This is a genomic window from Streptomyces sp. NPDC092296 (assembly GCF_044755465.1).
Taxonomy (GTDB): Bacteria; Actinomycetota; Actinomycetes; order Streptomycetales; family Streptomycetaceae; genus Peterkaempfera.
Genome location: NZ_JBIVRB010000002.1, coordinates 159,107 through 184,000, shown reverse-complemented (window position 1 = coordinate 184,000; position 24,894 = coordinate 159,107). Strand labels below are relative to the sequence as shown.

Below are 24,894 nucleotides of genomic sequence, written 5' to 3'. Positions count from 1 at the left end.
CGGCTCGTCACCGGTGGCCGCTCACCGGTCCAGCCACCGCTGCATGCACTCCACCAGCTCCCGGGCGTCGACGGGCTTGGTGACATGGTCGCCCGCCCCGGCGGCGAGGCTCTTCTCCCGGTCGCCCTGCATGGCCTTGGCGGTGACGGCGATGATCGGCAGGTCCGCGAATCCGGCCGTGCGGCGGATCTCGGCGGTGGCGGTGAGGCCGTCCATCTCCGGCATCATCACGTCCATCAGCACCAGGTCGACGTCCGGGTGGCGGCGCAGCATCTCGATGCCGGCCCGGCCGTTGTCGGCGTGCAGCACACGCATGCCGCACAGTTCCAGGATGCCGGTGATGGCGAAGACATTGCGGGCGTCGTCGTCGACCACCAGCACGGTACGGCCGGCCAGGCGGCCGTCGGCGCCTTCGAGCGCGGGCTCCGGGTCGCCGTGCGGGGCGGCGAGCCGGGCCAGGCCGGGGGGCTGCTCGGCGGTGAGGTGCAGCACGATGCGTTCGCGCAGCTCGTCCAGGCCGGCGGGCAGCTCCAGCGGCCGGGTGCGGGCCCGGGACCGCAGCTCGTGCTCCCACTCGGGGGACAGCGGGCGGCCGTGGTGGGCGATGACCGGCAGGTCGTGCCGGACGGGGTCGCGGTCGAGTTCGGCCAGCAGCCGCAGGGCCTCCTCGCCGGGCAGGTCGAGGTCGAGCAGCAGGCAGTGGAACCGCTCGGCGGCGAGCGCGGCGGCGGCCTCGGCGCGGCCGACGGCGGAGCGGACCGTGACCGGTCCGGCGCTCGGCGGCAGCTCGTCGGCGGCGCTCTCGGCGAGCAGCGACAGCAGGCCGCGCGGGCGGCCCTCGACCACCAGCAGCCGGCGCTCGGGCGGGGCCGGGCGGGCGGCGGGCCGGGCTTCGGCGCCGGGTGCGGTGTCCCGTACGGCGTCGGGGGTCTCGCCGCCGGGGAGGACGGCCGGCAGGTACAGGGTGAAGGTGCTGCCCTCGTCCGGGGTGCTCTCGGCGGTGATGGCGCCGCCCAGCAGGTAGGCGATCTCCCTGCTGATGGAGAGGCCGAGGCCGGTGCCGCCGTAGCGGCGGCTGGTGGTGCCGTCGGCCTGCTGGAAGGCGCCGAAGATGGCCTCCAGGTCGGGTTCGGGGATGCCGATGCCGGTGTCGGAGACGCGGAAGGCGATCACCGGGCCGCCGCGCCGGACGGCGTCCGGGAGCCCGTCCTCCGCCTCGACCGGCGCGATCCGCAGCTCCACCGAGCCCCGCTCGGTGAACTTGACCGCGTTGGAGAGCAGATTGCGCAGCACCTGGCGCAGCCGCGCCTCGTCGGTGACCAGCTCGGCGGGCAGCCCGGGGGCGGTGGTGACCCGGAAGTCCAAGCCCTTCTCGGTGGTCAGCGGGCGGAAGTTCGCCTCGACGTAGTCGAGCAGGCCGCGCAGCCGCAGATGCTCCGGGCTGACGTCCATCTTGCCCGCCTCGACCTTGGAGAGGTCGAGGATGTCGTTGATCAGCTGGAGCAGGTCGGAGCCGGCCGAGTGGATGACGCCGGCGTACTCGACCTGCTTGGCGGTGAGGTTGCGGGTGGGGTTCTGGGCCAGCAGCTGGGCCAGGATCAGCAGGCTGTTCAGCGGGGTGCGCAGCTCATGGCTCATGTTGGCCAGGAACTCCGACTTGTACTTGGAGGCGAGGGCGAGCTGCTGGGCGCGGGTCTCCAGCTCCTGGCGGGCCTGCTCGATCTCCAGGTTCTTGGTCTCGATGTCGCGGTTCTGGGTGGCGAGCAGCGCGGCCTTCTCCTTGAGCTCGGCGTTGGAGCTCTGTAGCTCCTCCTGCCGGACCTGGAGCTCCTCGGAGCGGGCCCGCAGCTCGGCGGCCAGCCGCTGGGACTCCCCGAGCAGCTCGTCGGTGCGGGCGTTGGCGACGATGGTGTTGACGTTGACGCCCACCGTCTCCATCAGCTGCTCCAGGAAGTCCCGGTGCACCTGGGTGAAGCGGTGTACGGAGGCCAGCTCGATCACGCCGAGGACCTGCCCCTCCACCGCGATGGGCAGTACCAGCAGGCTGGCGGGCGCGGTGCGGCCCAGCCCGGAGGTGACGGTGACGTAGTCGGCGGGGATGTCGTCCACCGCGATGGTGCGGCGGCTGCGGGCGGCCTGGCCGACCAGCGACCGGCCGAGCGGGAAGCGGGTGGGCCGGTCGCCGTCGGCGGGGTAGCCGTAGGAGCCGACCAGCCGGAGCTCGGTGCCGCCGGGGGCCTCCTCCGCGAGGAAGAAGGCGCCGTACTGGGCGGAGACCAGCGGGGCCAGCTCGTCCATCACCAGCCCCGCGACCACGGCGAGGTCGCGGCGGCCCTGCATCAGTCCGGAGATCCGGGCCAGGTTGGACTTCAGCCAGTCCTGGTCACGGTTGGCGCGGGTGGTCTCGCGCAGCGAGCCGACCATGGAGTTGATGTTGTCCTTGAGGTCGCCGACCTCGCCGGGGGCCTCCACGGTGATGGAGCGGGTCAGGTCGCCCTCGGCCACCGCGCTGGTGACCTCCGCGATGGCGCGGACCTGCCGGGTGAGGTTGCCGGCCAGCTCATTGACGTTCTCGGTGAGCCGCTTCCAGGTGCCGGAGACGCCCTCCACCTCGGCCTGGCCGCCCAGCCGGCCTTCGCTGCCGACCTCGCGGGCCACCCGGGTCACCTCGGCGGCGAACGAGGACAGCTGGTCGACCATGGTGTTGATGGTGGTCTTCAGCTCCAGGATCTCGCCGCGCGCGTCCACGTCGATCTTGCGGGTGAGGTCGCCCCGGGCGACGGCGGTGGTCACCTGGGCGATGTTGCGGACCTGGTTGGTGAGGTTGTTGGCCATCGAGTTGACGTTGTCGGTGAGGTCCTTCCAGGTACCGGCCACATTGGGCACCCGCGCCTGGCCGCCGAGCTGGCCCTCGGTGCCGACCTCCCGGGCCACCCGGGTCACCTCGTCCGCGAAGGCGGAGAGGGTGTCCACCATGGTGTTGATCACTCCGGCCAGCGCGGCGACCTCGCCCTTGGCCTCGACGGTGATCTTCTGCGACAGGTCACCGCGCGCCACCGCCGCCGCCACCTGGGCGATCGAGCGGACCTGGCCGGTGAGGTTGGACGCCATCACATTGACGTTGTCGGTCAGGTCCTTCCAGGTGCCGGAGACGCCCCGGACGGTGGCCTGGCCGCCGAGGTTGCCCTCGGTGCCGACCTCCCGGGCCACCCGGGTGACCTCGTCCGCGAAGGCGGAGAGCTGGTCGACCATCGTGTTGATGGTCTCCTTCAGCTCCAGGATCTCGCCCCGCGCGTCCACCCGGATCTTCTGCGACAGGTCACCGCGCGCCACCGCCGTGGTGACCTGGGCGATCGAGCGGACCTGGGCGGTCAGGTTGTCGGCCATCACATTGACCGACTCGGTGAGGTCCTTCCAGGTGCCGGAGACCCCCTGGACGTCCGCCTGGCCGCCGAGCTGGCCCTCGGTGCCGACCTCGCGGGCCACCCGGGTGACCTGCTCCGCGAAGGCGGAGAGCTGGTCGACCATCGTGTTGATGGTCTCCTTCAGCTCCAGGATCTCGCCCCGCGCACCGACCTCGATCTTCTGCGACAGATCGCCCCCGGCGACGGCTGCGGCCACCTGGGCGATCGAGCGGACCTGGCCGGTGAGGTTGGAGGCCATCACATTGACCGACTCGGTGAGGTCCTTCCAGGTGCCGCCGACGCCGGGCACCTCCGCCTGCCCGCCGAGCCGCCCTTCGGTGCCGACCTCGCGGGCCACCCGGGTGACCTCGTCCGCGAAGGCGGAGAGTTCGTCGACCATCGTGTTGATGGTCTCCTTCAGCTCCAGGATCTCGCCCCGCGCACCGACCTCGATCTTCTGCGACAGGTCACCGCGCGCCACGGCGGTGGTCACCTGGGCGATGTTGCGGACCTGGTCGGTGAGGTTGCCCGCCATGAAGTTCACCGAGTCGGTCAGATCGCGCCAGACCCCGCCGACGCCGGGCACCTCCGCCTGCCCGCCCAGCCGCCCTTCGCCGCCGACCTCGCGGGCCACCCGGGTGACCTCCGAGGTGAACAGCGAGAGCTGGTCGACCATGCCGTTGAACACCGTGGCGATCTCAAGCAGCAGCCCGTTGCCGGTGTCGGGCAGCCGAGTGCCGAAGTCGCCGTCCCGGACGGCGGTCAGCCCGGCCAGCAGCCGCCGCAGCTCGGCCTCCCCGACCGGGCCCTGCCCGCCGGTGGTGCCGTCCGGTGCCGTCGTACCGGAAGCCTCGTCCATGTCCACTCTGCCGCCGCCCTCACTGTGCCGCCGTGGGCCTCACCGGGCCGCCCTCACCGGGCCGCCCTCACCGCACCGCCCGATCGCCCCTCGGCCGGTCCGGGACGAACCGGACCACCCGAGGGGGCACGCCGACGCGCCCGCGGGGGATGATGCCATGCCTGCCCCGGGGTCATCGGCCGTCCGCGTGATGCGCGCCCCGGTCGGCCCACCGCCCGGCGACCCGCCCGGTCGGCTGCCGGGCCAGTACGGTCATGTGCAACCTCAGGGTCAGCCCGCTCGGCGCCGCCCGCACCTCGACCAGGTCGCACAGCTGGTGGATCATCCACAGTCCGCGCCCGCCGTCGGCCGTCGCCAGCCCCGGCCTGCGGCGCCCGGCCAGCGGGTCGCGCAGCCACCCGGCGTCGCGGACCTCGGCCACCACCTCGCCCGGTGCCGTCCACAGCCGCAGCACTCCGCTGCCGCCGCCGTGCACCACGGAGTTGCCGGTCGCCTCGCCCACGGCGAGCACCAGGTCACCGCGCTGCTGCCGGTCCAGCCCGGTGCGGGCCAGCCGGTCGTCCAGCCAGCGGCGGACCTCGGCCAGGCCGCCGGCGGAGTAGGCCAGCCGCTCGGCGGCGGCCGGCTCGGGCAGCTCGGTGTCGCAGTCCGCGCAGACCTCGGCCGGGTCCACATAGCAGCCGGAGGCCACCAGCTCCCCGTCCTGGATCACCTCGGGGTGGGTGCGCAGGGCGTCCTTGAGCACATACGGTTCCAGCCCGTCGGTGTCGTACGGGCAGAGGATGCTGACCGGGCGGCCGGCGAAGGCGAGGTTGATCAGGGCCTCGTGCCGGGTGGCCTCGCGCACCTCGGCCGGTGAGCGCTCCGGCCAGATCGGCTCACCGACCACCCGGCTCCTGCGGTCGGCGTGGCGGTCCGCGAACTCGCGCAGCGCCGCCAGTATCCGGCCCGGGTTGCGGCCCAGCTCGGTCATGTCCGCGAAGGTGACGGCGGCGCCCGCCGGGCCCAGCCGTTCGCGCAGCGGGCCGAGTCGCGGCCCGGGGACCGCGACCAGCACCGGTTCACCGGCCGCCAGCCCCGCGCTCACGAAGCCGCCCACCCCCGCCAGGTAGTCGTCGAGCCCCTGGTAGAACAGCGCCGGATGCACCAGCGTGGTGCCCCCGGACCCGTCCACCGACCAATCGTCTTCGCTCACGACTCGCGCACCTCCACCGCCCGTGGCGCCTCCGCTCGCTCTCGAAACGCCCCGGTCCGAAAGCTGGAACGGCCGCGCTGCCGCCGGACGTACCTGGACCCACCGTATCGGGGCCGCCGCGCAGGGACGGCCGACGGGTCGGCCCGCGGCCCGGTGCCACCGGCCTCCTACCCATTTCCGGGCGCCGACTCCCCCCGCCGCCACTCCGGTCGACAGCGCTCGCGCCCTTCACCTGGAGTGCGCTCCGACTGACAGAGTTGTCCCGTACACGGTCGGCAGCGAACCGGATCGATCCAGGAGGACGAAGATGCGCACCACCACACTCGGCACCAAGGGCCCCGAGGTCGGGGTCGTCGGCCTGGGATGCATGGGCATGACGCACGCCTACGACCCGGCGGGCCGGGACGAGGGCGCCTCCGTAGCGGTGCTGCGGCACGCCCTGGACCTGGGCGTGACGCTCATCGACACGGCCGACATCTACGGCCCGTACACCAATGAGGAGCTGGTCGGCCGGGCGCTGGCCGGGCACCGGGAGCGCGCGGTGCTCGCCACCAAGGTCGGCCTGGTGCCGGGCGGGACGCCCGGCGGCAGCGCACCGGGGCTGGGACGCGACGGGCGGCCGGAGCACGTCCGCCGGGCGGTGGACGAGAGCCTGCGGCGGCTGGGCACCGACCATGTGGACCTCTACCAGCTGCACCGGGTCGACCCGGAGGTCCCGATCGAGGAGACCTGGGGGGCGATGGCCGAGGCGGTGGCGGCGGGCAAGGCGCTCCGGCTGGGGCTGTCGGAGGTGACGGTGGCGGAGATCCGGCGGGCGCAGGCGGTGCACCCGGTGGCGTCGGTGCAGTCGGAGCTGTCGCTGTGGACCAGGGACCCGCTGGCGGAGGTGCTGCCGTACTGCGAGGAGCAGGGCATCGCGTTCCTGCCGTTCTCGCCGCTGGGGCGCGGCTTCCTGGCCGGGCGCTTCACGTCCGCCGCCGACCTGCCCGGCGACGACTGGCGGGCCACCCTGCCGCGCTTCCAGGACGAGGCGCTGCGGGCCAACCAGGCGCTGGTGGCGAAGGTCAAGGAGGTCGCCGGGCGGCACGGGGCGACGCCCGCCCAGGTGGCACTGGCGTGGGTGCTCGGGCAGGGCCGCTTCGTGGTGCCGATCCCGGGCACCAAGACGCCCCGCTACCTGGAGGAGAACGCGGCGGCGGCCGACCTGGAGCTGACCGCGCGGGACCTGGCCGAGCTGGACGGGCTGCCGGCGCCGGTGGGCGGCCGCTACTGACGGCTGGTCAGCCCGGTTCGTCCATCGGGATTCGTCCATCGGGAAGTGGAACCGTGGGAGCGCCGACCGGCTCGCGGCGGCAATGCCGCACATCGCGGGCGCGAGCCGCAGACGGCGCTCCGGCAGTTGGTGCGGGCGGAGGACGGGGGGACCCCCGCCCGCACCCGGAGCCTGGCACAGTCTGCGCGCGTTGACAATACGGAGCGGGCACGCGCGTTTCGGCCACCCACCCCATGCGGACCGGCCACCCGGACGGCCGCAGAAGCGTGTCCGGAGCGTGACCCCGGCGCGCCCCGGGCGTTTCCCGGGCATGGATGCCGACAGCACGCACACCGACCCCGACGAGCCCGTCCCCGCCGAGGGGACCCCGACCGCCGCACCGGAGGACGACGACGGCTGGGCATGGACGACCGCCGTCCCGCAGACGGAGTAGTCGGCGGCCCCGGCCCGGAATCGAGACGGCGGCGGCGTATCCGACGGGATCGATGCGCCGCTGCCGTCGGCGTTTCCGACCGGGGGGCGGGCGCGAGGGGCAGGGTCAGCCTCCGTACAGCTCCTCGACGTCCTGCGCGTACGCCTTGACGATCACCCGCCGCCGCAGCTTCAGCGAGGCGCTGAGCATCCCCTCCGCCGCCGTGAACTCGTGCGGCAGGATGCGGAACGCGCGGATCGACTCCGCCCGCGACACCGCCGTGTTGGCGGTCACCACGATCCGCTGCACCTCCTCCTGGAGGTCCTGGTCGCCGACCGCCGCCCAGCCGGTGGCCGGCGGCTTGTGCCGCACCCGCTGCCAGTGGCCCAGCGCCGCCGGGTCCAGGGTGATCAGCGCCGCGATGTACGGCCGGTCGTCGCCCACCAGCAGGCACTGCGAGATGAGCGGATGGGCGCGCACCCGCTCCTCCAGCACCGCCGGGGCGACGCTCTTGCCGGTGCTGGTGACGATGATGTCCTTCTTGCGGCCGGTGAGGGTGAGGTAGCCGTCCTGGTCCAGCGCCCCCAGGTCACCGGTGGCGAACCAGCCGTCGCGCAGCACCCGCGCGGTGCCCTCGGGGTCGTTGAGGTAGCCGGAGAAGACGGTCTGCCCGCGCACCAGGATCTCGCCGTCGGCGGCGATCCGGACGGTGCAGCCCGGCAGCGGGCGGCCTACCGTGCCGTACCGGGCCCTGCCCAGCGGCTGCCCGGTGACCGCCGCCGTGGTCTCGGTCAGGCCGTAGCCCTCGTACACCGTGATGCCGACCCCGGCGAACAGCAGGCCCAGCCGCCGGTCGAGCGCCGAGCCGCCGGAGACCGCGTTGCGCACCCTGCCGCCCAGCACCTCGCGCAGCCGCCCGTAGACCAGCCGCTCATAGAGCCGGTGCCTGGCCCGCAGCGCCGGGCTGGGCCCCCGGCCCCGGCCGCGGGCGCGCGCCTCCCGGGCCTCGGCGTAGCGCACCGCCACGTCCATCGCCCGGTCGAAGACCTCCCGGCGGCCCGTCTCGTCGGCGGCCTGGCAGGCGCGGGCGAAGATCTTCTCGAAGACGTACGGCACGGCGAAGACCAGCGTCGGCCGGAAGGACGCCAGCGCGGGCAGCAGCTCCGCCGCCGACAGCTCGGCCTGGTGCCCGAGCCGCACCCCGGCCCGCAGGCAGTAGACCTGGACCATCAGCCCGTAGATGTGCGCCGGCGGCAGGAACGCCAGCACGGACGGCTGCTCGCCGGGCCGGGCGGCGATCCCGTCCCAGCCCGTCCGGAGGGTGTCGCACTCGGCGGCGAGGTTGGCGTGGCTGATCACGCAGCCCTTGGGCCGCCCGGTGGTCCCCGAGGTGTACACGACGGCGGCCGTCGCGTCCGGCAGCACCGCCTGCCGGTGGCGGTGGACGCTCTCGGCCGGCACCCGCGCGCCGAGCCCGGTCAGCTGCTGGACGCAGCCGCCGTCCAGCTGCCAGATCCGGCGCAGCGTGGGCAGTCCGTCGTAGGCGGCGCCGACGGTCATCAGGTCGTCCTCGTTCTCCACCACGCAGGCCACCGCCCGGGAGTCGGCCAGGATCCAGCTGACCTGCTCGGAGGAGGAGGTGGGGTAGATCGGCACCAGCTGGGCGCCGACCGACCAGAGGGCGTAGCAGAAGACCGTCCACTCGTAGCGGTTGCGCGCCATGATCGCGACCCGGTCACCGAAGCGGACCTCGCCGGCCAGCAGGCCCTTGGCGAGCGCCAGCACCTCGTCCCGGAAGGCGGCGGCGGTCACGTCCGACCACTCGGCGCCGCCGCCCGGGGTGCGGCGGCTCAGCTGCGGCAGCTGCGGGGTGCGCTCGGCGACCTCGTACACCGTGTCGGCCAGCCCGCCGGCCCGCAGAGTCTCCACCAGCGGCGGGACGCCGAAGTCGCGCACCGTGCCACCCTCCCTCACCCTTCGGCACCGCCGATCGGACCGACACCGGCAGGGCAAGCTACCGGACCGGGCGGGCGCTGCCTAGGCGGGTGAGGAAGGAGTGATGATGCGTCAGAAGCCTTGGGGAGAGGGGGTGGAGGCGGTGTGCCGGTCGGGCCGTCGACCCCGGGAGGTATGCGGTCGGGGCCGGTCATACCGCAGCAAACCGTAGCGGCAGCCGCCCTCCCGCCTTCCGGATACCCGCCGGTACCCAGTACCCGTCGGTATCGTAAGGTGACGCCATGCCAGCCAACCCGCCACCCCCGCCCGTCCTGCGCGTGCCCAATGACGTGGTCCGCCGCCGCCTGCTGGACGCCGCCGCCCTCGCCTTCGCCGAGCACGGCTACGACGGCAGCCGGCTGGAGGAGATCGCCCGCGCGGCCGGTTTCACCAAGGGCGCCGTCTACTCCAACTTCGGCAGCAAGCAGGAGCTGTTCGCCGAGGTGCTGGCCGAGCACGGCCGCGCGAAGTCCGCCGCCGTGCTGGACAGCCTGGACACCGAGGAGCGCCCCGAGGCACTCCCGGGGCGCGCCGCCGCCCTGCTGGCGCAGGGCCTGGTGCAGGGCGCGGTCTGGCACCGGCTGGCGCTGGAGTTCGCCCTGCGGGCCGGCCGCGACCCGGCCGTCCGCGAGGTGTACGCCCCGCACCGCCGCGCCCAGCGCGCCGAACTCGCCCGGCACCTGCGGGAGCAGGCCGAACGGCTGGACATCACCCCCACCCTCGACCTGGACGGGGCCGCGCTGATCCTGCTGGCGCTCTGCCAGGGCCTCGGGCTGGAGCACGCCGCCGACCCGGAGGCCGTGACCGGCCGGGCGCTGGAGGCGGCGGTCGCCGCCGTACTGACCGGCTTCATGGCACCGCCGCCGGCCCGCTGAGCCCCTACATCCGCATCCGCAGCGAACCGGCTCCCACCCGGAGCCGGTGGAGGGAACCCCGCATGCGATCACTCGTCCTCTTCTGCCACCGGCGCTCCTGGTGGGTGATATCCGGCTGGCTCCTGGTGCTGGCCGCTCTCACCGCCGCCGGCGCCGCCGCCGGGAGCGACTACCGCGACACCCTGAAGCTGCCCGCCTCCGACAGCACCCGGGCGCAGGCCCTGCTGACCGAGGTGCAGGGCGGCGGCCAGGGCGGCGACCAGGAGCGCATCGTCTTCAGCGCCGACGCGGGCACCGGCTCCGCGACCGTGCGCGCCCGCGTCGAACCGATGCTGGCCGAGGTCGCCCGGCTGCCACAGGTCGCCCAGGTGGTCTCCCCGTACACCGAGCAGGGCCGGGCCCAGGTCTCCCCGGACGGCCGTACCGCCTTCGCCGTCGTCGCCTACGGCGGGCCGGCCAATGACGTCAGCACCGACCAGGCGCGGCAGCTGGTCGACACCGTGCGGGCGGCGGACGGCGACGGGGTGCGGGCGGCGGTGGTCGGCGCGGTCGCCAAGCGGGCCTCGCCGCCGGACCTGGGCGGCGCCTGGATCGGGCTCCTCGCCGCCGCGCTGGTGCTGCTGGTCACCTTCGGCTCGCTCTTCTCCATGCTGCTGCCGGTGCTCACCGCCGGAATCTCGGTCGGCACCGGCCTCGCGGTGGTCGGGCTGCTCACCCATGTGATGGACATGGCCCAGGTCAGCCCGGAGATAGCCGCGCTGATCGGCCTCGGCGTCGGGGTGGACTACGCGCTCTTCCTGGTCACCCGCTACCGCCAGGGCCTGCTGGCCGGGCTCACCCCGGTCCGGGCGCTGGGCGAGGCCGCCGAGACGTCCGGGCGCAGCGTGCTGTTCGCGGGCATCACCGTCTGCGTGGCGCTGCTGGGCATGTTCCTGGTGCGGCTGGACTTCCTGTACGGCCTGGCGGTGGGCGCCTCCGTGGCCGTACTGCTCACCATGGTCGCGGCGCTGACCCTGCTGCCCGCGCTGCTGCGGCTGCTGGGTGACCGGGTGCTCTCCAAGCGGGAGCGGCGGCGGCTGGCGGCGGGCGAGTGGGCGGACGGCGCGGAGGGGCGCCGCTGGGGGGCGTGGGCGCGCGGGGTGGTGCGGCGCCCGCTGCTGCCGGGTCTGGCCTCGCTGGTGGTGATCGTGGTGCTGGCGCTGCCGTTCCTGTCGATGCGGCTGGGCATCTCGGACGCCGGTGTCGACGCCAAGGGGACGACGACCCGCCAGGGGTACGACCTGCTGACCGAGGGGTTCGGCCCCGGATTCGGCGGGCCGCTGGTGGTCACCGGACGGGCCGACGGCGCCGGGGCCGAGCAGGCCGTGCAGCGCGCCGCCGCACAGCTGGCGGAGCTGCCGCAGGTGGCGCGGGTGGCGCCGGCCCAGCTGCTGCCGGCCACCGGCGGCGGGCGGATCGCGGTGGTCACCGTCTACCCGCGCAGCGCGCCGCAGGACCGGGCCACCTACGATCTGGTACGCACCGTGCGCGACCGGGTGGTCCCGGCGGCCGTGCGGGGCACCGGGGCCGAGCTGCACGTGGGCGGCACCACGGCGGCCAACGCCGACTTCGCGCGGGCGGTCACCGACCGGCTGCCGCTGTTCATCGGGGCGGTGGTCGCCATCTCCTTCCTGCTGCTGATGCTGGTCTTCCGCAGCGTGCTGATCCCGCTGACCGCCGCGCTGATGAACCTGCTGGCGGCGGGCACGGCCTTCGGGGTGATCACCGCCGTCTTCCAGTGGGGCTGGCTGGGCGGGCTGATCGGGGTGGACGGCACCGGTCCGGTGGAGCCGTACGTTCCGGTGCTGCTCTTCGCCGGGCTGTTCGGGCTGTCGATGGACTACGAGGTGTTCCTGATCAGCCGCATCCAGGAGGAGTGGCGCCGGCGCGGCGACACCCGGGAGGCGGTGGTGCACGGGCTGGCCGCCACCGGGCGGACCATCACCGCCGCCGCGGCGATCATGGTGCTGGTCTTCGGGTCGTTCGTGCTGGGCGGCGACCGGGTGGTGAAGATGGCCGGGCTCGGCCTGGCGGTGGCGGTGCTGCTGGACGCGGTGGTGCTGCGGACCGCGCTGGTCCCGGCGGTGACCGCGCTGCTGGGGCGGGGCAACTGGTGGCTGCCGTCCTGGCTGGACCGGCTGCTGCCCCGGGTCGACGTGGAGGGCCCGGGGTCGCCCGAGGAGCCCGCGTCCGGGTCGCGCGACGAGCGGGTGGAGGAGCCCGCCGGCCGGGGCTGACCGCGCCCGGCCGCTGCGGCCCCCGGCGGCAGGCACCGCCGGGGGCCGCAGCGGCGTACCGCCGGGATCGGCCCTCGGCCGGGGTCAGTCCTCGCCCGGGACCGGTCCTCGGCCGGGATCAGTCCTCGGCCGGGGTCAGTCCTCGGCCGGGGTCAGTCCTCGGCCGGGGTCAGTCCTCGAAGGAGGCGAAGTAGGAGGCGACCATGTCCTGGTCGGCGTGCCCCTGGGCGGCGGCGCGGCGGAAGCGCTCGGCACCGGCGGCGGCGACGTCCAGGGCGACGCCCGCCTCCCGGCCGGCCGCCACGATCAGCCGGGCGTCCTTCTCGGCGTTCGTCACGGTGAAGCTCGGGGTGTAGTCGGCGGACAGGATGGCCGCCGACTTGGCCCGCAGATAGCCCATGTCCAGGGCGCCGCCCGAGACCGCGTCCAGGAACGCCCGCGCGTCCACCCCCAGCCCGCGCGCCAGCGACAGCGCCTCGGCGGTGCCGTGGGTGACGGCCAGCACCCAGCTGTTGCAGACCAGCTTGAGCCGGGTGGCGGCGCCGCTCGCGCCGTCCTCCCCGACCCAGGTCGTACGGCTGCCGACGGCGTCGAAGACCGGCGCCAGCACCGGCCGGACATCGGCCGGACCGGCCGCCAGCACCACCAGCTGCCCGTCCTCGGCGGGCTTGCGGGTGCCGAGCACCGGCGCGTCCACGTACCGCAGGCCGTACTCGTCGGCCAGCGCCGCGAGGGCGGGCTGCGCCGCGAGGCCGGCGGTGGAGCACTGCGCCCACACCGCTCCGGCGCGCAGTCCGGGCGCCGCCTCCCGTACGGCGTCCAGGGCGGCCGGGCCGTCGTACAGCATGGTGAGCACCACATCGGCGTCGCGCACCGCCTCCGCCGGGCTGTCGGCGACGGTGGCGCCGTCGGCGGCGAGCGGCTCGGCCTTGGCCCGGGTGCGGTTCCAGACCCGTACGTCGAGGCCGGCGCGGGCCAGGTTGCGGGCCATCGCCGCTCCCATGATGCCGGTGCCCAGGACGGCGACGGAGGTCGTGTCGGCCACGGGTGGTTCCTCTCTGCGGCGGGCCGCCGGCCGCCTTGCCGGCCGGCGGTCTCCGGGGGACATCCTGCGCGCCGCGCGCCCCGATGTCACCGACATCGGGGCGCGCGGCGGCCGGATCAGCGGCGCGGTGTCAGCAGCTCAGCCGCTCAGCAGCTCAGCGGCTGCGACCCGACCGCGACATCGTCGTACCACAGGGTGTCGTCACCGCCGCCGTAGCTCTCCCAGCCGAGCCGGAAGGTGGTCGGGCGGGGTGCCGTGCTGCGGCTCAGCCACTGGCTGTCGATGTCGTGGGTGGGGACGCCGTCCACGTGCAGGCCGGGGACCTCGGAGTCGTTGAGGTAGGTGCGCATGGACTGCTTGGTGGTGTCGATCTCGAACCGCAGGCAGTTCCAGGTGTTGGTCGGCAGCGGCGCGGACTGCGCCACACCGGCCGGGCTCTGCTCGGGCAGGGTCGAGTCGTCGGACTGCCGGTTCCACTGCATGGCGCTGTTCTGACCACCGAACCGCAGGTCGCGGCCGCCGTCGTTGGAGTCCGCCATGGTGATCGCGGCGACGTGCGCGGCCGGCAGCGCGGTGGTGTGCCGGACCCACAGCCGGGCGTAGAACACCGGGCCGACCGAGGAGACGTTGCGGGTGGTGCCGACGAAGACGTGGTTGCAGTAGCCGGCCTGGCCGTTGATGCGCAGCGAGCGGCTGCCGCTGTGCGCCACGCTGGTGTCGATGGTGGCCGTGCCGGAGCCCTGGCAGTCGGGGGTGATGATCTGCCAGTCACCGCTGGGGCTGGAGCCGGTCTGGTCCTCGAAGCCGGAGCAGACGGCGGCGGCGGTGCCGCAGCCGGTCTGGGGCTGCGGGGTGGTGGGCGGCGGCGTGGTCGGCGGGGCGGTGGTCTTGCTCGGGGTCGGGGTCGGGGAGGTCGGCGGGGTGGTGGGCGGCGGCGTGGTGGGCTTGACCGTGTCGGAGGCGGTCGGGTTGGGCGCGCCGTTGCAGCCGGTGCCGTTGAGCGAGAAGTTGGCGGGGATCGGGTCGGCGATGCTCCAGGTGCCCTGGAAGCCGAAGCTCGCGGTGCCGCCGGTCGCGATGGAGGCGTTCCAGCCGACGTCGGTGGCGGTGACGGCCTTGCCGCTCTGGGTGACGGTGGCGTTCCAGGCCGAGGTGATGTGCTCGTCGGCGCCGTAGGTCCACTTCAGGGTCCAGCCGTTGACGGCCGGGCCGAGGTTGGTGATCTTGACGTCGGCGGTGTAGCCGCCGGCCCACTGGTTCAGGGTGTAGTCGACCGTGCAGCCGGATGCGGCGGCGGCCTGGGCCGAGGGCAGTGGCAGCAGCGCTGCGGCGGCGGCGAACATGGCGGCCGCAGCGGCTATCAACGGGGTTCGGGTACGGCGTGTGGTACGGGTCATGGTCTTCCGCTTCCTCTCGCAAGCCTGGGTGGGGGCTCGGTCATGCGGACCTGTGCGGGGCGCCGGGGGACGGTCCGGCGCCCCGTACGGAGGTCAGCCGCAGGCAACGCCGTTCAGGGTGAACTGCGTCGGTGCGGTGTTGCTGCCGGAGTAGCCGGCCTGGAAGCCGAAGCTTCCGGTGCCGCCGGGCGCCAGGGTGCCGTTCCAACCGGCGTCCTTGGCAGTCACGGCCGCTCCGTTCTGGGTGACGGTGGCGTTCCAGGCGTTGGTGATCCGCTGGTTGCCGGGGAAGGACCAGCCGAGGGTCCAGCCCTTGATGGTGCTCTGGCCGGTGTTCTTCACCGTCACGGTGGCGGTGAGGCCGTCGCCCCACGCGCTGTCGACGTGGTACGTGACCGAGCAGCCGGCCGCCGGAGCCTTGTCGTCGTCGGCCTCGGTGGCGGTGAAGGTGGCGCTGTCGGCGCCCGCTCCGGCGACGGTGAAGACGGCGCTGCCGTCGACGGTGTCGGCGTCCTGGGCGGCGGCGATGGTCACCGGCTGCGCGGTGGCCCAGTTCGCCGGGGTGAAGACCAGGGTGGCGCCGGCCGCGACCGTGAGGTCCTGGTCGCCGGAGGTCCGGGTGACGGTGACGGTGACGTTCTGCTTGGGGGCGCCGGAGAGCCGGACGCCGACGGTGGCGCTGGAGCCCTCGGGGACGGTGACGGCGGACGGGTTCACCAGCACCTTGGGGGTGACCGGCTGCGGCTCACCGGAGCCGCCCGGGTCGTCGGCGGCGAAGGACGCCAGCCAGGCGAGCGGGGCGTTCCAGTTGATCGCCACCTCGTTGGTGGAGTACGAGCCGATGTCGTCGATGTAGCACGTGGCGGGCCGGCAGCCGGTCAGCTCGGCTTCGGCCACCGGGTCCTGGAGGCCGGAGTTGGGGCCGCCCGCGAAGGAGCCGGGCGGCGGGTGCGGCAGCGAGGCGTCGTACTCGTGGGCCCAGAAGCGGTGGTGCTCGTTCTCCGAAGCGTGCTCGCCGTAGCCGGACACGTACGACTGGTTGAGGGCGTTGCGGCCGAGCAGGTAGTCGAGCGTCTGGAGCGCGCCGTCGCGGTAGCGCTGCTGCCCGGTCAGCTCGTACGCCACCGCGATCACCACGGCGTTGTTGGCGACCTGGCTGTTGGAGCCCCACACATAGCCGTCGGCGGGCAGCGGCACGGCGTAGCCCTGGGCGGCCATGGTGGCGAGGTAGCCGTCGGCGGCGTCGGTCACCGAGGCGCGGATGCGGGCCAGGTCGGCGGCGGGCAGGCCGTTGGGGACGGTGGCCAGGGTGATCCGGCCCAGCGCGGCGGTGTCGCCCCAGGAGAAGCCGCCGGGGCTGAAGACGGCCGAGGTGTGGTAGGTGGAGCCGGTGACCGCGTCGCGGTACTGCGCCTCGCCGGTGGTGGCGTAGAGCTCGGCGGCGGCCCAGTAGAACTCGTCGCCCACGTTGGCGTCGTCGTAGGAGCCGCCGCCGGTGCCGTCCGAGGCGGGGGCCAGCAGGGCCGGGTTGGCCTTGGCTGCGGTCCAGGCGCGGCGGGCGGAGTCCAGGCACCTGGCGGCGAAGGCGGCGTCGTACGGGGCGTAGACGCGGGCGCACTGGGCGGCGGTGGCGGCCAGGTTGAGGGTGGCGGCGGTGGACGGCTTGTGCAGCTCGCGCTGCTGGCTGTCCTGCTCGGGGCGGGTGGGCAGGCCGGTCCAGTCGGCGTCGTGGATCTTGTGGAACGCCATGCCGGCCAGCGGCTTGCCGGCCGGGACCTGCATCCGCATCAGGAACTCCAGCTCCCAGCGGGCCTCGTCCAGCACATCGGGCACGCCGTTGCCGCGCTCGGGGACGCGCAGCGTGGAGTCGCCGAGCGCGGCGTCGGTGCCGGCCCGCTTGGCGCGCTCGAAGGAGTTGACCAGCTGCCAGGCGGCGATGCCGCCGTTGACGACGTACTTGCCCTGGTCGCCCGCGTCGTACCAGCCGCCGCGCACATCGAGGCCGTAGTCGCAGACGCCCGCCTGGCAGGGGACGCTGGTGTCGCCCTTGTTGGGCGCCACGCCGAGGTGTCCGGCCGGGCGGGCGTAGGCCGCGCCGCCGGCCAGCGAGGCGTCGATGGCGATGCCGCTGCGCTGCTGGTAGAAGAAGTTGAGGCTGTCCGAGCGCAGCCCGGCGTAGAGGTCGGCCGCGATGTCGAACGGGTAGCTGGTCTGCCCGGCCACCGCCAGGGTGAAGCCGGTGCCGGTGCCGGTGTACGCGGAGAAGTCCACCAGGTGGGTGCTGTCGCCGGAGGCGGCGTCGGCGCCGTGCACGACGGTGCTGCCGGAGGCGACGGTGGCGCCGGCCGCGTTGCGCAGCTGCCAGGCCAGCGGCGTGGTGGCGCTGCTCACCACGGTGGCGTTCTTGGGCCCGTCGGGCAGGTAGCCCAGCTGGTTGACGCGGACCGGGGAGCCGGTGTCGGCGGCGGCCGCCTGCGGCGCCGCGCCGGGGGCCGCCGTGGCGGCGAGGGCCGCGGGGCTGCCGGTGGCGGCCCCGGCCGCGAGCAGCAGCGCGCCGGAGAGCAGGGCCACGGCCCTGCGGCGGCGACCGGGACGGGTGGTGACGGGAGGCACGGGTGGGGGCCTTTCGCCGGGTGGGTGGAACGGGGCTCGGGTGGGAGCGCTCCCAGACGTCGGTGGCCATCAGCCCCGGCAGCGTCACGGGAAGTACGGGCCCGGGGGCGGGACCGGTCTCCACTTCTCGCAGTCGGAAGGAGTCAGCGAATCGCTACACATGAAGCCAGCAGTGTCACGAGCGCGTCAAGACCACCGCGCGTCTTCACTTCTCGAAGGCAACTTTCGACCGTAACGGGCCTCTGCGGGAGCGCTCCCACGACAGGGGGAGGTTTTCCGCCACGCCACCGAGATCCGGCCACCGGCGATCCGCTCCCCGAACGGCCCTGCGAACGGCCCTCCGAGCAGCCTCCCGAAAAGGACCCCGGACAGGACGCCGGACAGGACCCCGGAGAGCCCACCTGACGGAACGCCCGACCGCGCCCCAGCCCGCGCCCCCGCCTCACTGCCGCCCCCCGGAGGGCTCCGGCAGCCGGTCACGCAGCTCACCCAGCGCCGCACCGAGCCGAGGCGAGCCGCACCACGCCGCCAACCGCCCCGCCTGCCGCGCCAGTCCCCGGGCCCGGTCGGTGTCGCCCAGCAGCAGCGCGGCGGTGCCCGACCGCACCGAGTACAGCGCCCTGTCCCGTACACAGGACGGGTCCTGGCTGGTCAGCGCCCGCTCCAGCAACGGCGCGGCCTGCCCCGGCAGCCGCAGGTCGAGCAGCGCGCTGCCCGCCTGCCCGGCCAGTTCCGCCGCGTCGAAGTAGTAGAGCCAGGACGGCGCCTCCTCCCCCGCCGACGCGTCGAGCAGCTGCTCGGCGTCGGCCAGCGCCCGCCGCCCGGCGACCTCCTCCCCCAGCAGCGCATGGGCACGGGCCCGCCGGGTGGCCATCAGCGCCCGCACCCGGGCCGGACCGCCGCCCGGCACCGCGCGCCCGGCGGCGTCGGCGGCGGCCAGCGCCTCCGCCGGCTGCCCGGCGACGACCGCTTGCAGGCTGAGCCCGGCCAGGATGCCGGCCGTCAGCAGCGGGTCCTCGGCGGTGTGGGCGACCCGCAGGCCCGTCAGGTGGTAGCGCTGGGCGGCGCCGTAGCGGCCCGCGTCGGTGCACGCCCAGCCGCCGAGCTGGGCCAGGTCGGCGGCCACCCGGTAGAGCCGGCGGCGGCTGCGGGGCCGGTGGGCGCCGCGCCGCAGCAGGTCGGCGGTGAGCGCGAGGTCCGCCTCGACCCGGCCGCGTATCGACTCGCCGCCGAACCGGTCGTCCAGCCCGCGCAGCACCGGCACTCCGCGCTCCAGCCAGCCGAGGGTGCCGTCGTCCAGCTGGCCCCCGTCCACCTGGCCCCCGTCCACCTGGCCCCCGTCCACCTGGCCACCATCCACCGGCCCGCCGGGCGGCTGCTCGCGCTGCGGCGGCACGGCGGGGGGCGCGGCGGACGGGGGCGGGGCCGCCGTCCACTCCTCGATCGCCCGCAGCAGCTCGGGCCCGGCGGGCGCGGGGTCGCTGCGGGGGTCCGCCGGGGGCGCGGTCTGCAAGGCGGTGAGCGCGGCGAGGCTGCCCGCCCGGTCCCATGGCCAGCCCGCCGTCGGCGGGCCCGGCTCCACGGTGAGCCAGGCGGGCCACGGCCGGGTGTCCAGCTCGGTGTGGGGGACGCCGAGGGCGCGGGCCAGGGCGCGCTGGCTGTCCCGCTCGGGGATGACGCCCCAGTGCTCCCAGCGCCACACCTTCTCCCGGCGGGCGGCCATCGGTACGCCCAGTGCCCGCGCGTTCTCGGCCACCAGCCGGGCGACGTCCTGGTAGCTCCAGCCCCGGTCCCGCCGGACCTCCGCCAGCGGATGCACCTCGTCCTGCGCGGTGCCTGCTCGTACCACGGCTGCCTCCTCCTCGGTTCGCCCGCCGTATGTGCGCGGACATGCCAGGGATCGATTACCAAGGACGGCCGCCATCCGCAGCCGAATCCGGCAAACGGTGCCGTTTCGTATCCCGCGCCGGGGCCCTGGGGGCTCTCCGGTGCCGCTCCGCAGCCCAGCGGTGCCGGGGCGTGTCCACAGGACTACATCGAGACAACAAGCACAGCCTTGAAGGCGCCCCCCGCGCATTGCTTGGCTGGTCCCGGGTGATCAGCGCCGCTTGGGTCCGCGCGCCGCGCCCCCAGTCCGGTCCGCGGTAGGCGCGCCGGCCGCACCTCACACCAGAAGACTCGGAGCCGGACGTGACGCACGCCCCGAAGGCCCCCAGCCGGCCACTCGGCGACGACCAGGGCAGGCGATGACCCCCTTCGGCTTCTCCCGTTCCCGGTACGACTTCACCCTCGATCCGGCACTGGACGACACCGCGCTCGCGGCCGCCCGCGACGACCTGGCGCAGGGCCGCTGGACGAGCGCCCGCGCCCTGCTCGACGAGACCGGCCAGGACTGGGACCGCCGCTCGCACCGGCTGGCCGTGCTCGCCGGGGCCGACACGGCGGGCTGGGCCAAGGACTGGCTGGCCGTCGAGCCGGACAACGCCGACGCCGCCGCGCTGGACGCCTTCGCCACCGTGCTGCTCGCCGTCCGGGGCAAGGCCGCGCCCGCCGCCGCGCAGGCCGCCTGCCTGGCCCTGGCCGAGCGGGCGCCGCAGGACCCCTCCCCCTGGGTGGGCCTGCTGCTGCTCGGCGCGCGCGGTGCCCTGGACCAGGCGTTACTGGACGGCAGCTTCGAACGCGTCCGGGAGCTGGACCCGTGGCACCGCGATGCGCACCACCTGGTGGTGGCCCGGCTGGCCGAGTACAGCCCGCCGCACCCCGACCCCGACGACCCGGACCACCCGGTGTACGACTTCGCCGACCGGGCCGCCGCGCAGTGCCCGGCCGGGTCGCCGCTGGCGGTGCTGCCGCTGGTGGCGCACATCGAGCGGTACCGGGTGCTGGCCGCCGCCGGGCTGCTGCCCGCCGACCCGGCGCGGCTGCCGCGCTGGTCCTCGCCACGGGCGCGGCGCAGCCTGGACGACGCCTTCGCCTGGTGGCTGGACGACGCCCGGGAGCAGCACGCCCGGCTCAAGCTGGACCTCAACCACCTGGCGTACGCCAAGGTGCTGGACGGCCGGCTGGTCGAGGCTGCCGCGCTCTTCCACGCGATCGGACCGCACGCCTCCCCCGAGCCGTGGTCCTACGGCGGCCCCGACCCCCGGAAGTCCTTCCGGGCCGCCCGGGAACAGGCGGTCGCGCTCGCTCCCCCGCCGTCCGGCTGATCCGTCCGCCGCCCGGCCGCACCACACCTCCCCACCACCCTTTTCGGAAGGAAGTCCCCCTCATGCTGACGGGCAGCGAACCAAGTCCCCGGACGACGGCATCGAAAGCGCCGGCGATCAAGACCTACCGGGGCGAGGAGCAGGCGCTGCGGGCCGGCCGGATCGGCACTCCCGGGCTGCTGCTGTCGGTGCTGGCGGCCAGTGCGCCGATGATGGTGGTCGCCGGGGTGATGCCCACCACCTACGCGGTGATGGGCATCGTCGCGCAGCCGCTGCTCTATGTGATCCTCGGCGTGGTGCTGGCCCTGTTCAGCGTGGGCTATGCCGAGATGAGCCGCCATGTGCACAATGCGGGCGCCTTCTACGCCTACATATCCCGGGGGCTGGGCGGCACGGCGGGGACGGGCGCGGCGTTCGTCGCGCTCATCGCCTACGCCGCGCTCCAGGTGGGCATCTACGGCATCTTCGGCTTCCAGGTCTCCTCGCTGTTCGAGACCTTCTTCCACACCGACGTCGTCTGGTGGGTGCCGTCGCTGGCCGCGGTGGCGCTGGTCGCGGTGCTCGGCGCGCTCAAGATCGACCTCAACGCCCGGGTGCTGGGCGTGCTGCTGATGCTGGAGTGCCTGTCGGTGTTCGTGGTGGACATCGCGTTCGTCTCCGACCCGGGGCCGGAGGGGGTCACCTTCCACGCGCTCAACCCGTCGACGCTGACCGGCGCCGGGCTGGGCACCGCGCTCTGCTTTGTGATCGCGGGTTTCACCGGGTTCGAGCAGGCGCCGGTGTACGCGGAGGAGACCAGCCGCCCGCATGTGGTGGTCAGCCGGGTGATGTTCTCGGCGATCGGCTTCACCGCCGTGTTCTTCGCCCTCAGCTCCTGGGCGATGGGCGTGGCCACCGGCCCGTCCAAGATCGTGGGTGCCTCGCAGGAGGCGAGCGCCGGGCTGATCTTCGGGCTGAGCGCCGACCGGCTGGGCAGCAGCTTCTCCGATGTGCTGGGCGTGTTCTTCGCCACCGGGATCTTCGCCTCCATGCTGAGCTTCCACAACGTGGTCGCCCGGTACGCCTTCGCGATGGGCCGTGAGGGCCTGCTGCCGTCGGCGGTCGGCCGGGCCTCCCGGACCAGCGGCGCTCCGGCGTTCGGCTCGCTGCTCCAGACCGTGATCGCGCTCTGCGTGGTGTCGGCCTTCGCCCTGACCGGCAAGGACCCGGTGGACGACCTGTTCATCTGGATGGGCAATGTCGGCGCGCTCGGTGTGCTGCTGCTGATGGCGACCTCCTCGCTGGCGGTGGTGGTCTTCTTCGTCCGGCGCGGCGCCGTCGCCGCCCAGGGGTGGCGGCTGGCCGCCGCGACGGTGGCTGGGATCGCCCTGACGGTGATCATGGTCTACGCGGTCGTGGACTTCGACATGCTGCTCGGCTCCGACCCCGACTCCGCGCTGCGCTGGGTGCTCCCCGGCGTGATCGCCATCGCGGCGGTCGGCGGCCTGGTCTACGGCCTGCTGCTGCGGTTCCGCCGCCCGGCCGTCCACGCCCGGATCGGCCTGGGCCACGAGGCGTACCAGCTGGAACTGGCCGCCCAGCGCCAGACCACCGACTGACCCGCCCCGCCAGGGGCGCTGAGCCGCGCGACCGACCCCCACCCACCCAGGGGCGCGAGGAACCGCACGGCCGCCCCCCCACCCCCACCTCGGCACCATCCCCCCAGGGGCGCGAGGAACCGCGCGGACGACCACCCACCCCGTGGCATCCCGGTTCCCGCGCCCCTGACCCTCGTCACGCTGACCCCCGCGCCACAGCAAGCCCCCGTACGAAACCAGGTGAGGCTCATGGACTGCCACAACCCCCCGGCCACCACCCCGGCCACCACCCCGGCACCCGCCACGTCGCCCCCCCACCCCCTGGACGACCTGACCGCAGCCGAGTTCGCCGCCGCCCGCCGCATCCTGGAGCAGTCCGGCCGGGTCACCCCGACCACCCGCTTCCCGCTGGTCCTGCTGGACGAGCCGCCGCGCGCCGAAGCCGCAGCCCACCGCCCCGGCGCCCCCGTCCACCGCCGGGTGCGCGCCACCCTGCTGGACACCGCCACCGGCGCCGCGGGCGAGGCCCTGGTGGACCTCACCGCCGGTACCGTCGCCTCCTGGCACGATCTGCGGACCGATCAGGCGCCCTACGGCCAGCCGCCGCTGCTGTTCGAGGACTACGAGCTGTGCGACCGGGTGGTGAAGGCCGACCCCGGCTGGCGCAAGGCCATGGCCGACCGGGGCATCACCGATCTGGAGCTGGTGGTGGCGGCGCCGCTGGCGGCGGGCAGCTTCGGCATCCCCGGCGAGGCCGGCCGCCGGATGCTGCGCTCGCTGACCTTCCTCCGCTGCGACGAGGGCGACAACCCGTTCGCCCACCCGGTGGCGGGCCTGCTGGCGGACGTCGACCTGATCGAGCAGCGGGTCCTCCGGCTGCTGGACACCGGCGCGGTGCCGATCCCGGCCGAGTGCGGCCGGTACGAGGCGGAGTTCACCGGCCCGCCGCGCACCGATCTGCGCCCGCTGGAGATCACCCAGCCCGAGGGCCCGTCCTTCACCCTGGACGGCACCCTGCTGAGCTGGCAGAACTGGTCGGTACGGGTCGGCTTCAACGCCCGCGAGGGCCTGGTGCTGCACCAGCTGTCCTACCGCGACGGCGAGCGCGAGCGGCCGGTGCTGCACCGGGCGTCGCTGGCCGAGATGGCGGTGCCGTACGCCGAGCCGAACCCCACCCGCAACTGGGTCTGCTACCTGGACGCCGGCGAGTACCTGCTCGGCCGCAACGCCAACGCGCTGCGGCTGGGCTGCGACTGCCTGGGCGAGATCCGCTACCTGGACGCGGTGCTCACCGACGACCACGGCCACCCGTACACGGCGCCCAACGCGATCTGCATCCACGAGGAGGACATCGGCCTCCTCTGGAAGCACACCAACATCTTCGACGACAACGCGGTGCAGAGCCGGCGGTCGCGGCGGCTGGTGATCTCGTACATCGCCACACTCGGCAACTACGACTACGGCTTCTACTGGTACCTGTACCAGGACGGCACCATCGGCTTCGAGGTCAAGTCCACCGGCATCGTGCAGACTTCGGCGATCGAGCCGGGCGCCGGCTCCCCGTACGGCACCGAGGTCGCCCCGGGGCTGCTGGCGCCGTACCACCAGCACCTGTTCTGCGTCCGCCTGGACCCGGCGGTGGACGGCCCGCGCAACACCGTGGAGGAGGTGGACGTGGTGCCGATCGCGACCGGCCCGGAGAACCCGCACGGCAACGCGTTCACCGCGCGGGCGACCGTCGTCGCCGACACCTCGCAGGCCGGGCGGCTGGCCGACCCGGCGGTCGGGCGGCGCTGGCGGATCGGCAACCCCGGCTCGCTCAACCGGATGGGCGAGCCCGTCGCGTACACCCTGGTGCCGCAGCCGGGGCCGGTGCTGCTCTCCCAGCCGGGCTCGTCGGTGGCCCGCCGGGTCGCGTACGGCACCCGGCACCTGTGGGTGACGCCGTACCGCGCCGACCGCCGCTACCCGGACGGCGACTACCCCAACCAGCACGAGGGCGACGCCGGCATCCCGGAGTGGCTGGCGGAGCAGCAGCCGCTGACCGACACCGAACTGTCGCTCTGGCACGTCTTCGGCCCGACCCACCTGCCCCGGCTGGAGGACTGGCCGGTGATGCCGGTCGACTCGGCGGGCTTCACCCTCCGCCCCACCGGCTTCTTCGACCGCAACCCGTCACTGGACGTGCCGCCCACCGCCCAGGGCGGCCACTGCCACGCCTGAGCGCCCCGGACCGCCGGTCAGCAGCGGCTCAGCCGATAGGTGTTGAGGCCGTCCTGATCGGCGGTCCGGGTGAAGCCCGCCCGGTCCATCACCCGCTGGGAGGGCCGGTTGGCGGGCGTGGTGATCGTGGTGACCCGGTCGACGCCGGGCTGCCGCAGCGCCCAGCCGGCCAGCGCGCGCAGCGCCTCGGTGGCGTAGCCGAGGCCGCGCGCGCCGGGGGCGAGTTCGAAGCCGATCTCGGCGCCGCCGTCGGCGGGCGGCCCGTGGAAGCAGATGCCGCCGACCGTCATGCCGTCGTCCCGGCGGGCGATCCGGTACAGCGCCCAGCGCGGCGTGTGGCAGCCCGCCTCGGCGGCCAGGGTGAGCATCCCGGCGGCCTCCCTGGTCCCCTCGCCGGGCCCGCCGCCGAGCCATTCCCGGCCGGTGGTGCGGCCCGCCAGCAGTTCGGCGGCCTCGGCGGGCAGCACCTCGTGCAGCAGCAGCCGCTCGGTCGGCAGGGTGTGCTCGGTCGGCAGGGTGTACGGGATGGCGGGCTGGTCCATGC

General features: G+C 74.5%; 15 protein-coding genes. 7 read left to right on the top strand and 8 right to left on the bottom strand.

What is annotated here, in order from left to right; all coding sequences use genetic code 11:
- Nucleotides 1-21: 21 nt before the first annotated feature.
- Together ACIQGZ_RS08515 and ACIQGZ_RS08510 are read right to left on the bottom strand one after the other, a co-directional pair.
- Nucleotides 22-4,263, bottom strand: a complete 4,242-nt coding sequence (locus ACIQGZ_RS08515; protein ID WP_402600155.1) for a HAMP domain-containing protein — start codon at nucleotides 4,261-4,263, stop codon at nucleotides 22-24.
- A 172-nt stretch (nucleotides 4,264-4,435) separates the two neighbouring features.
- On the bottom strand, nucleotides 4,436-5,458 hold the full coding sequence (locus ACIQGZ_RS08510; protein WP_402600153.1) for an anti-sigma factor RsbA family regulatory protein: 1,023 nt from the start codon (nucleotides 5,456-5,458) through the stop codon (nucleotides 4,436-4,438).
- Between the two features lie 307 nt (nucleotides 5,459-5,765).
- Here ACIQGZ_RS08510 and ACIQGZ_RS08505 point away from each other — a divergent pair, with 307 nt between their 5' ends.
- Both ACIQGZ_RS08505 and ACIQGZ_RS08500 read left to right on the top strand, forming a co-directional pair.
- Complete coding sequence (locus ACIQGZ_RS08505) at nucleotides 5,766-6,731, top strand: aldo/keto reductase (protein WP_402600151.1); 966 nt, start codon at nucleotides 5,766-5,768, stop codon at nucleotides 6,729-6,731.
- A gap of 310 nt (nucleotides 6,732-7,041) precedes the next feature.
- Complete coding sequence (locus ACIQGZ_RS08500) at nucleotides 7,042-7,164, top strand: hypothetical protein (RefSeq protein WP_402600149.1); 123 nt, start codon at nucleotides 7,042-7,044, stop codon at nucleotides 7,162-7,164.
- A 105-nt stretch (nucleotides 7,165-7,269) separates the two neighbouring features.
- Here ACIQGZ_RS08500 and ACIQGZ_RS08495 read toward each other — a convergent pair whose 3' ends face one another.
- Nucleotides 7,270-9,099 carry an AMP-dependent synthetase/ligase gene (locus tag ACIQGZ_RS08495; RefSeq protein ID WP_402600148.1) on the bottom strand — a complete coding sequence of 610 codons (1,830 nt, stop codon included), beginning with the start codon at nucleotides 9,097-9,099 and terminating at the stop codon, nucleotides 7,270-7,272.
- Nucleotides 9,100-9,380: 281 nt separating this feature from the next.
- Here ACIQGZ_RS08495 and ACIQGZ_RS08490 point away from each other — a divergent pair, with 281 nt between their 5' ends.
- Together ACIQGZ_RS08490 and ACIQGZ_RS08485 are read left to right on the top strand one after the other, a co-directional pair.
- Nucleotides 9,381-10,013, top strand: a complete 633-nt coding sequence (locus ACIQGZ_RS08490; protein ID WP_402600147.1) for a TetR/AcrR family transcriptional regulator — start codon at nucleotides 9,381-9,383, stop codon at nucleotides 10,011-10,013.
- A gap of 62 nt (nucleotides 10,014-10,075) precedes the next feature.
- Nucleotides 10,076-12,289, top strand: a complete 2,214-nt coding sequence (locus tag ACIQGZ_RS08485; protein ID WP_402600145.1) for an MMPL family transporter — start codon at nucleotides 10,076-10,078, stop codon at nucleotides 12,287-12,289.
- Nucleotides 12,290-12,458: 169 nt separating this feature from the next.
- Here ACIQGZ_RS08485 and ACIQGZ_RS08480 read toward each other — a convergent pair whose 3' ends face one another.
- From ACIQGZ_RS08480 to ACIQGZ_RS08465, 4 genes are all read right to left on the bottom strand, one after another.
- A complete protein-coding gene (locus ACIQGZ_RS08480; protein ID WP_402600143.1) occupies nucleotides 12,459-13,397 on the bottom strand; it encodes an NAD(P)-dependent oxidoreductase in 939 nt (312 codons plus the stop codon).
- 83 nt (nucleotides 13,398-13,480) lie between these two features.
- A complete protein-coding gene (locus ACIQGZ_RS08475) occupies nucleotides 13,481-14,731 on the bottom strand; it encodes a cellulose-binding domain-containing protein (RefSeq protein ID WP_402600141.1) in 1,251 nt (416 codons plus the stop codon).
- Between the two features lie 93 nt (nucleotides 14,732-14,824).
- A complete protein-coding gene (locus ACIQGZ_RS08470) occupies nucleotides 14,825-17,344 on the bottom strand; it encodes a glycoside hydrolase family 9 protein (RefSeq protein ID WP_402600140.1) in 2,520 nt (839 codons plus the stop codon).
- A gap of 442 nt (nucleotides 17,345-17,786) precedes the next feature.
- Entirely contained in the window at nucleotides 17,787-19,193 is a 1,407-nt protein-coding gene (locus ACIQGZ_RS08465; protein ID WP_402600139.1) for a hypothetical protein, read from the bottom strand.
- A gap of 397 nt (nucleotides 19,194-19,590) precedes the next feature.
- On the opposite strand from ACIQGZ_RS08465, the gene ACIQGZ_RS08460 reads away from it, so the two are divergent.
- The 3 genes from ACIQGZ_RS08460 (at nucleotide 19,591) to ACIQGZ_RS08450 (ending at nucleotide 24,350) form a co-directional block, all read left to right on the top strand.
- On the top strand, nucleotides 19,591-20,550 hold the full coding sequence (locus ACIQGZ_RS08460; RefSeq protein WP_402600137.1) for a hypothetical protein: 960 nt from the start codon (nucleotides 19,591-19,593) through the stop codon (nucleotides 20,548-20,550).
- A 62-nt stretch (nucleotides 20,551-20,612) separates the two neighbouring features.
- Nucleotides 20,613-22,148 (top strand): APC family permease, encoded by a 1,536-nt coding sequence (locus ACIQGZ_RS08455; protein WP_402600136.1) that lies wholly within the window; start codon nucleotides 20,613-20,615, stop codon nucleotides 22,146-22,148.
- 228 nt (nucleotides 22,149-22,376) lie between these two features.
- Nucleotides 22,377-24,350, top strand: a complete 1,974-nt coding sequence (locus ACIQGZ_RS08450; RefSeq protein ID WP_402600134.1) for a primary-amine oxidase — start codon at nucleotides 22,377-22,379, stop codon at nucleotides 24,348-24,350.
- Between the two features lie 17 nt (nucleotides 24,351-24,367).
- Here ACIQGZ_RS08450 and ACIQGZ_RS08445 read toward each other — a convergent pair whose 3' ends face one another.
- Nucleotides 24,368-24,892, bottom strand: a complete 525-nt coding sequence (locus ACIQGZ_RS08445; RefSeq protein WP_402600132.1) for a GNAT family N-acetyltransferase — start codon at nucleotides 24,890-24,892, stop codon at nucleotides 24,368-24,370.
- Nucleotides 24,893-24,894 lie beyond the last annotated feature (2 nt).